Below are 7659 nucleotides of genomic sequence, written 5' to 3'. Positions count from 1 at the left end.
GAGCGCCGACGATGCCGACCTGGTCGGCCTCGGCATGACCGCGATGTCGCTGCGTCCGGGCGCGACGCCACTCGAGCTGGCCGTCCAGGCGAGCGACGCCGCGCTGGAAGACGCCGGACTCGGACGGGCCGACGTCGACGGAATCCTGGTCGGCTCGTCACAGGGTGTGCGGCCGGACCGGCTGGGGGTCGGCTTCGCCGCGGCGGCCGGGTTTTCGGATCTGCGCCTGCTGGAGCACGTCGAGATCAAGGGCGCCACGACCATCGCCATGATCCAGCGCGCGCGCCACGCGATCGTCACCGGTGAGGCCGCGACCGTGCTGTGCGTCTTCGCCGACGCGCCCCTGGCGGCCGGCCAGGGCGCCGGCTCAACCTACGCACACAGCGGCGGCAACGCCGGGGTGCGCGGACTGGAGCGGGCCTCCGGGCTGCTCGGCTCAGTGCCGACGTATGCGCTGCTGGCCCAGCGCTGGCTGCACGTCACCGGCACCAGCGCCGACGCACTGCGCTCAGTGGCTACCACGGCAAGGCGTTGGGCACGCGACAATCCCGAGGCGGTCAACCGCGAGCCGCTCGACGACGCCGACTACGACTCTTCCCCGATGATCGCCGAACCGCTTCGGCTGCTGGACTGCGCTCGACCGGTGAACGGCGCGGTCGCCGTGGTGCTCTCCGGGCGGCCCGCTGTCGGCGGCACCCGATTGCGGGTTCGCGGCACCGGTCGCGAACATCCGGTGCGGCGCCGTCGCTCGGGAGCCGAATCGTGGTTCGGCGGCGGTGGGCGCGCAGTGCAGGACGCGCTCGATCAGGCCGGCATGGTCCGATCAGACCTGCACGTCGCCGAACTCTACGACCCGTTCTCGATCGTCACCCTGGCGCTGCTCGACGAATACCGGCTCACCGGTGACGTTCCCGCAGGTGCGTTCGTGCGCGACGGCCACACCGGGCCCGGCGGCACGCTGCCGACCAATACCGGCGGTGGCCAGCTGTCCGGCTTCTACCTGCAGGGCATGACGCCGTTGGCAGAGGCGATGATTCAGCTGCGGGGCACCGGCGGGCAGCGTCAGGTTCCCGGGGCCGCGGTGGCGCTGGTCGGCGGTATCGGCGGCCGGATGGACCACCACGCGGCGTTGGTGTTGGAGCGCGTCGCATGACCGCCACCGCGGTCGAAGACTGGCTGCTCGACAGCACGCTGGCGCCCACCGCCGATGACGACGTACTGGCGCCGCTGTACCGGGCGGCCGGACGCAACGAGCTCGCGATGCCGTTCTGCGCGGCCTGCGCGCTACCACTCGAGCTCGGCCAAGAGGTCTGCGACGGCTGCGGGCACGGCGAACGTAACTGGCGCACAGTCGATCCGCGCGGAACGGTCCATACTGCGACGCTCATGCACCGGCGTGAGCCCGGCCTGGTGCACGGCAAGGCGCCCTACCCCATCGTCGACGTCGAGCTGTCGAGCGGGCACCGGATGGTGATGACCACCTTGCAACCTACCGACACCGCGCCGCCCATCGGCACAGCGGTGCGCATCGGTTTCCGCCACCTCGGTGACGTCGCCATCCCGGCCATCGACATCCTGGAGGACAAGTGACGACGCTTGAATCTGCGTCCGCGACAGACAACTTCGACGTCGGGACCGTGATACGCAGCGACCGCGTGCATGGAACGGTATACACGTCCGCCGAGATCTTCCGGCGCGAAATGGACAGCATCTTCAAGACCGGATGGGTCTACGTCGCGCACGAGAGCGAGGTCAGCGAGCCGGGTGACTACCTCACCCGGATGATCGGGCATGACCCGGTCGTCGTGGCGCGCGGCAAGGACGGCGTGATCCGGGTGGTGCTCAACCGCTGCACCCACCGGGCCAACAAGCTGTGCAACGCCGAGAAGGGCAACGCCAACTCGTTCCGGTGCCCGTATCACGGCTGGACGTTCAGCAATACCGGTGCGTTGCAGGGTGTTCCGATGCGTGAAGGTTACGGCGAGGCGTTCAACCAGCTGCGCTCCGAACTGGGCCTTGCCCAGGCGCCCCGGGTCGACAGCTACGGCGGATTCGTCTTCGCGTCATTGGCGCCAGAGGGCATCTCGCTGCCCGAGCATCTCGGCAAGGCAACGCGCGCCATCGACCGCCTGTTGAACCTGTCCCCCACCCGCAAGATCGACTTGCGGGCCAACTGGATGAAGCACCTCCACCACGCCAATTGGAAGATGGTGGTGGAGAACAACGTCGACGGCTACCACGCATTGTTCACGCATGCCTCGGTGTACGACGCGATCAAGCCCGCCAAGGTGTCGCACGTCCCGACCAAGGTCGACGTGCTGGTCCGCGACATCGGCAACGGCCATTCCGAGATCGACTACAGCGACGAATACCGGAAGCTCGATGAGGAATTCGTCTGGTACGGCCGCATTCCGCGGGCCAAGCTCGCCGACTACGTCGAGGCACTCGAGGGGGCGTACGGCCCCGGGCAGGCCCATGACGCACTGGTGGTGGGCCCACCACACACGTTGATCTGGCCCAACCTTTTCCTGGCCGAGATGAACGTCATGTTCGTCGAGCCGCAGGCCCCCGACCGCACCATCGCCTACACCACCGCGGTCTTGATACCCGGTCAGGATGCGCTGAACGAGCGCACGCTGCGCCGTTCCGAGGGGGCGATGGGTCCGGCGGGATTCCTGATCGCCGACGACGGAGAGATCGGCATGCGCAACCAGGCCGGGCTCGCCGCCGAGCTGCCCGAGTGGCTGATGCTGGCGCGCGGTGTGGACGACGACGTGACCGACGAAAGCGGAATCATCAACCGGGACAAGAGTGCCGAGACCCCCCAACGCGGGTTCTACTCGCACTGGGCCTCGGTCGTCGGCGGAGGGGCCGGAGCATGACGGTCAACCCCGAAACCCAGGTACGTCCAGCGCTGCGCCCGCTGCCGGACCCCGAGATCCTGTCGTTTCTATATCTGGAGGCGCGGCTGGCCGACGAAGGCCGCTACTCGGAGTGGGAGGCGCTGTGGGCCGATGACGACGACACGGTCGAGTATCGCGTCCCGATGCACCCCGACGATGACCCGCGAACCACGCTGGCCTACATCAACGACAACCGGCGACGGATCAAAAGCCGGGTGGCTCAGCTCAACACCGGCAACCGGCACTCCCAGACCCCGCCGTCGGTGATGCGTCGCGTGGTCTCCAACAGTGAGGTGGTGGACGCCGGCGCCGACACCGTCACGGTGGAATCCAACTTTGCGCTGTTCGAATATCGTCTACGCCAACGCTTCTGGGCCGGCCGAGTTATTCACACGGTTCGTCGGTCGCCGGATGGCCCCCGGCTGATCCGCAAGATCGTGCACCTGATCGACGCGGGCGGACCGGTCGAAACACTGGCATTCTTAATATGAACGGACTTCTCGTCTGATGCTCATCGGTGACATCGCAACCAACAACGCCCGCCGCTACCCCGACAAGCGTGCGCTCGTCGACGCTGATCGGACGCTGACCTGGTCACAGGTCGACGAGCGGGCCAGGAGGCTCGCTAGCTTCCTGATCGGCCGGGGGCTGGTACCGGGCGATCGGGTGATGGTGATCGCCCGCAATTGCCTTGAATGGCCGGAGATCTCGTTCGGTCTGGCAAAGGCCGGGCTGGTCACGGTGCCGGTGAACATCCGGTTGGCTCCCGACGAGGTCGCCCACGTGCGCGACGACTCCGGCGCACGAGCGGTGATCATCCACGCCGACCACGTAGAGAAGTTCCTGGGCGAATTGACCGAGCTGGGGCTGATAGTGGGGGTGGGCGCCAGCGCAGCGCTCGGCACCAGCGAGTTGGTCACCGACTACGAGACGGCGCTGGCGCAAGTGCAACCCGGCGCCGGGCGCCGCGACGTCACGCCGGACGACGTCGCGTTCATCTTGTACACCAGCGGAACCACCGGTCGGGCCAAGGGCGTGATGCACACCCACCGTGGCCTGCTCTACCAGGCCGCCGACACGAACCTGGTGACCGAAGCCAACCGCTCCGACGTCATGCTGGCGACCACCCCGTTCTTCACCGCCGGCGGCATGGTCCGCACAGTCTCGTGGCTTTATCTCGGCCAGACCATGGTGATACATCAGAGGTTCGACCCGCAGGCCGTGATCGATGAGATCGAACGCAGCGCCATCACGTTCACGACGTTCATCCCGACGATGCTGCACCGGACGCTGGCGATCCTGGAAGACGGGCCGCCGCGGGACATGTCGAGCCTGCGGCGCATCTCCTATGGTTCGGCCCCCGTGCCGCCCGGGCTGGCGCGTAAGGCGATGGACCTGCTCGGCTGCGACCTGCAGCAGCGGTATGGGCTTACCGAATGCGGGGGGCAGGCAACGATTCTCACGCCGCAGGATCACCGCGACATCGTCGCCGGCAGAACCTCGATCGCGACCTCGTGCGGGCGGGAAACCCCGATGTGCGTGATCCGTGTCATCGACGTCGAGGGCGAAGACGCCGCACCCGGTGACGTCGGCGAAATCGTGATCACCAGTCCCGCCAACGCGATTGGCTACTGGAATCGGCCCGAGCAGACCGCAGAGACGTTCCGGCCCGACGGGCTGCGATCCGGCGACTTGGGCTACCTCGACGAGGAGGGCTACCTCCACATCACCGGTCGCAAAACCGATCTGATCATCTCCGGCGGGTTCAATGTCTACCCGGCAGAGATTGAGCGGGTGCTCGCCCAGCACCACGATGTGGACATGGTGGCGGTGGTTGGGGTGCCTGATCCCGAGTGGGGTGAGACGCCGGTCGCCGCCGTGATTCCCAAAGCCCACGTCAGCGATCGGGACGTACTGACCGCCGAACTGGCTGCGCTGTGCCGCTCGGAATTGGCCGGTTATAAGCAGCCGCGCCGGTTCGTGTTCTGGCGCGAGTTCCCACTGGGCCCCGCGGGCAAGATCCTCAAGCGCGAGATCGCTAACCAGGTTAGCCATGTTAGCCAGTCGGGTGCGAAGATGCCGGTATCCACCGGATCGACCGAGGAGCGACCGTGATCGAGCAGACCGACCTGGCCACTATCGAATTTCAGGTGACCAACCATATCGCCACCGTGGCGCTCAACCGGCCGGAGCGGCTGAACAGCTTCACCGAACAGATGGCCGCCGAACTCGCCACCGTCTGGGCCCGAGTCCGTGACGACGAGGAGATCCGGGTCGCGGTGCTGTGCGCCAACGGCGAACGGGCTTTCTGCACCGGCATCGACGTGACCGAGGGCACCTGGTGGACGCACCAGCCGATCTTCAACCAGGAAGATCCAGGCGAATTACTGGGCCCGAAGGCACACAAGGTGTGGAAGCCGGTGATCGCAGCACTGCATGGCATCGTGGCCGGTGGCGCCATGTACTTCGTCAACGAGTGCGACTTCTCGATCTGCAGCGAGACGGCGACGTTTTTCGACCCACATGCCAATGCGGGCATCGTCTCGGCGTTGGAGCCGATGGGCATGCTGGCCCTCGGCGTGCCCTACGGCGAGGTGATGCGCTGGGCGTTGCTCGGCAGCGAGGAGCGGATGTCTGCACAGACCGCGCTGCGCATCGGGCTCGTGACCGAGGTGGTCCCAGACGATCAACTACGCGTCCGTGCTTTCGAACTGGCCGCTGAAATCGCCGCGCGCAGACCGAATGGTGTTCAAGGCACGGTTCGCGCGATGTGGGAGGCCCGCGATCTGACCCCCAGCGTCGCCGCACGCCACGGCAAGTTCTTCACCGACCTTGGCAACGCCGGAGCCAGCCCGGACTCGTTGAACAACAAGAAGAAACCCCGAACACGATGAGGAGGAGGAGGCGGCGGTGACCGACACAGCGGTCGATCAGCTGGTTCAGTTCGACCTGCTGATCGGGGGAGAATCATCGTCGGCCGCATCAGGTTCGACCTACGACAGCGTTGACCCCTTCACTGGCAGGCCTTGGGCGCGCGTGCCCGACGGCGGGGCCGCCGATGTGGACCGCGCCGTAGCCGCCGCCCGGGCTGCGCTGAATGGACCGTGGGGTGCGCTCACCGCGACCGCCCGCGGCAAGCTGCTACTCCGCCTCGGCGAGATCATCGCGCGCGAGGCCGAGCAGCTCGCCGAACTCGAGGTGCGTGACGGCGGCAAGCTGGTTCGCGAAATGGTCGGCCAGATGCGCTCGCTGCCGGACTACTACTCCTACTACGGCGGGCTGGCCGACAAGCTGCAGGGCGACGTCATACCGGTGGATAAGCCCAACTACTTCGTCTACACCCGCCATGAACCCGTCGGCGTGGTCGGCGCGATCACACCCTGGAACTCACCGCTGCTGCTGTTGACCTGGAAGTTGGCGGCCGGACTGGCCGCGGGTTGCACCTTCGTCGTCAAGCCCAGCGACCACACCCCGACATCGACGCTCGCGTTCGCAAAGCTGTTCGCCGAGGCCGGTTTTCCGCCGGGCGTCATCAACGTCGTCACCGGCTGGGGTCCGGAGACGGGTGCCGCGCTGGCGTCGCACCCGGGTGTCGACAAGATCGCGTTCACCGGATCGACGACCACCGGCATTCAGGTGGGCAAGGCCGCGATCGACAACATGACCCGATTCTCGCTCGAACTCGGCGGCAAGTCGGCGCAGGTGGTGTTCGCCGATGCCGACCTCGACGCCGCGGCCAACGGGGTGATCGCGGGCGTCTTCGCCGCCACCGGCCAGACGTGTTTGGCGGGCTCACGCCTTCTAGTAGACCGCGGCGTCGCCGATGCGTTGGTGGACAAGATCGTCGCGCGGGCGGCGACCATCAAACTGGGTGACCCGAAGGACCCGACGACCGAGATGGGCCCGGTTTCCAATCAGCCGCAGTACGAGAAAGTGCTGTCGCACTTCGCTTCTGCCCGCGAGCAGGGTGCGACCGTCGCCTACGGCGGCGAGCCGGCCACTGACCTCGGCGGCTACTTCGTCAAACCAACGGTGCTGACCGGTGTCGACCCCTCCATGCGGGCTGTCGCCGAGGAGATCTTCGGACCCGTACTGGCGGTGATGACCTTCACCGATGAGGACGAGGCCGTCGCCGCTGCCAATAGCACGGAGTTCGGATTAGCCGCGGCGGTGTGGACCAAGGACGTTCATCGCGCGCACCGGGTAGCCGCCAAGCTGCAGGCCGGCACGGTGTGGGTCAACGCCTACCGCGTTGTCGCGCCTCATGTTCCGTTCGGAGGCGTCGGCTACAGCGGCATCGGGCGGGAGAACGGCATCGACGCCGTCAAGGACTTCACCGAGACCAAAGCCATCTGGGTCGAGCTCAGCGGCCAGACCCGGGACCCGTTCACCCTCGGCTGAGGGGCATCGAGAGGACATCGCCATGACCCGCACCATCCAGCAGGCCGGATCGGACGCCGTGATCGTCGCTGCAGCCCGCACGCCGATCGGCACCGCGTTCAAGGGCGCCTTGCGAGACGTCACGGCGATGGAGCTCGCCGCGATCGTCGTGAAGGAGGTCCAGGAACGCTCGGGGCTCGAGCCGTCCCAGATCGACGACATCATCTTGGCGGAGTCCAACTACGGAGGGGGCGACATCGCCCGCCACGCAGCCGTCGTCACCGGCATGCTGCAGGTCCCCGGCCAGGCGCTCAACCGGCACTGTGCCGGCGGTCTGACCGCGATCGGCAACGCGGCTGCGCAGATCGTCGCGGGC

Annotated in this window: 7 protein-coding genes and 1 pseudogene; all 8 read left to right on the top strand. The window is 67.1% G+C overall.

What is annotated here, in order from left to right; all coding sequences use genetic code 11:
- Window positions 1–19 precede the first annotated feature (19 nt).
- Window positions 20–1153 (top strand): thiolase family protein, encoded by a 1134-nt coding sequence (locus VGH54_RS01340; protein ID WP_331510138.1) that lies wholly within the window; start codon window positions 20–22, stop codon window positions 1151–1153.
- Window positions 1150–1590 (top strand): OB-fold domain-containing protein, encoded by a 441-nt coding sequence (locus VGH54_RS01335; RefSeq protein ID WP_331510137.1) that lies wholly within the window; start codon window positions 1150–1152, stop codon window positions 1588–1590. The genes VGH54_RS01340 and VGH54_RS01335 overlap by 4 nt, the downstream gene beginning before the upstream one ends.
- Window positions 1587–2882: an aromatic ring-hydroxylating oxygenase subunit alpha gene (locus VGH54_RS01330; RefSeq protein WP_331510136.1), complete on the top strand. Its 1296-nt coding sequence runs from the start codon at window positions 1587–1589 to the stop codon at window positions 2880–2882. Before VGH54_RS01335 ends, VGH54_RS01330 begins: the two co-directional genes overlap by 4 nt.
- Window positions 2879–3394: an aromatic-ring-hydroxylating dioxygenase subunit beta gene (locus VGH54_RS01325; protein WP_331510135.1), complete on the top strand. Its 516-nt coding sequence runs from the start codon at window positions 2879–2881 to the stop codon at window positions 3392–3394. Before VGH54_RS01330 ends, VGH54_RS01325 begins: the two co-directional genes overlap by 4 nt.
- A gap of 16 nt (window positions 3395–3410) precedes the next feature.
- Window positions 3411–5018, top strand: a complete 1608-nt coding sequence (locus tag VGH54_RS01320) for a class I adenylate-forming enzyme family protein (protein ID WP_331510134.1) — start codon at window positions 3411–3413, stop codon at window positions 5016–5018.
- On the top strand, window positions 5015–5797 hold the full coding sequence (locus tag VGH54_RS01315; protein WP_331510133.1) for an enoyl-CoA hydratase/isomerase family protein: 783 nt from the start codon (window positions 5015–5017) through the stop codon (window positions 5795–5797). Before VGH54_RS01320 ends, VGH54_RS01315 begins: the two co-directional genes overlap by 4 nt.
- Before the next feature lie 40 nt (window positions 5798–5837).
- Complete coding sequence (locus VGH54_RS01310; RefSeq protein WP_414688616.1) at window positions 5838–7304, top strand: aldehyde dehydrogenase; 1467 nt, start codon at window positions 5838–5840, stop codon at window positions 7302–7304.
- A 22-nt stretch (window positions 7305–7326) separates the two neighbouring features.
- A pseudogene (locus VGH54_RS01305) lies at window positions 7327–7659 on the top strand (acetyl-CoA C-acyltransferase); the annotation flags it as partial.

It is taken from the genome of Mycobacterium sp., assembly GCF_036488105.1.
GTDB lineage: Bacteria > Actinomycetota > Actinomycetes > Mycobacteriales > Mycobacteriaceae > Mycobacterium.
The sequence above is the reverse complement of the archived record's forward strand: the minus strand, read 5'-3'. Positions and strand labels throughout refer to the sequence as shown.

Bases quoted from the DNA above. Each gene is read 5' to 3' on its own strand.
- VGH54_RS01335 (WP_331510137.1), top strand. From the start codon at position 1,150: ATGACCGCCACCGCGGTCGAAGACTGGCTGCTCGACAGCACGCTGGCG.
- VGH54_RS01325 (WP_331510135.1), top strand. From the start codon at position 2,879: ATGACGGTCAACCCCGAAACCCAGGTACGTCCAGCGCTGCGCCCGCTG.
- VGH54_RS01320 (WP_331510134.1), top strand. From the start codon at position 3,411: ATGCTCATCGGTGACATCGCAACCAACAACGCCCGCCGCTACCCCGAC.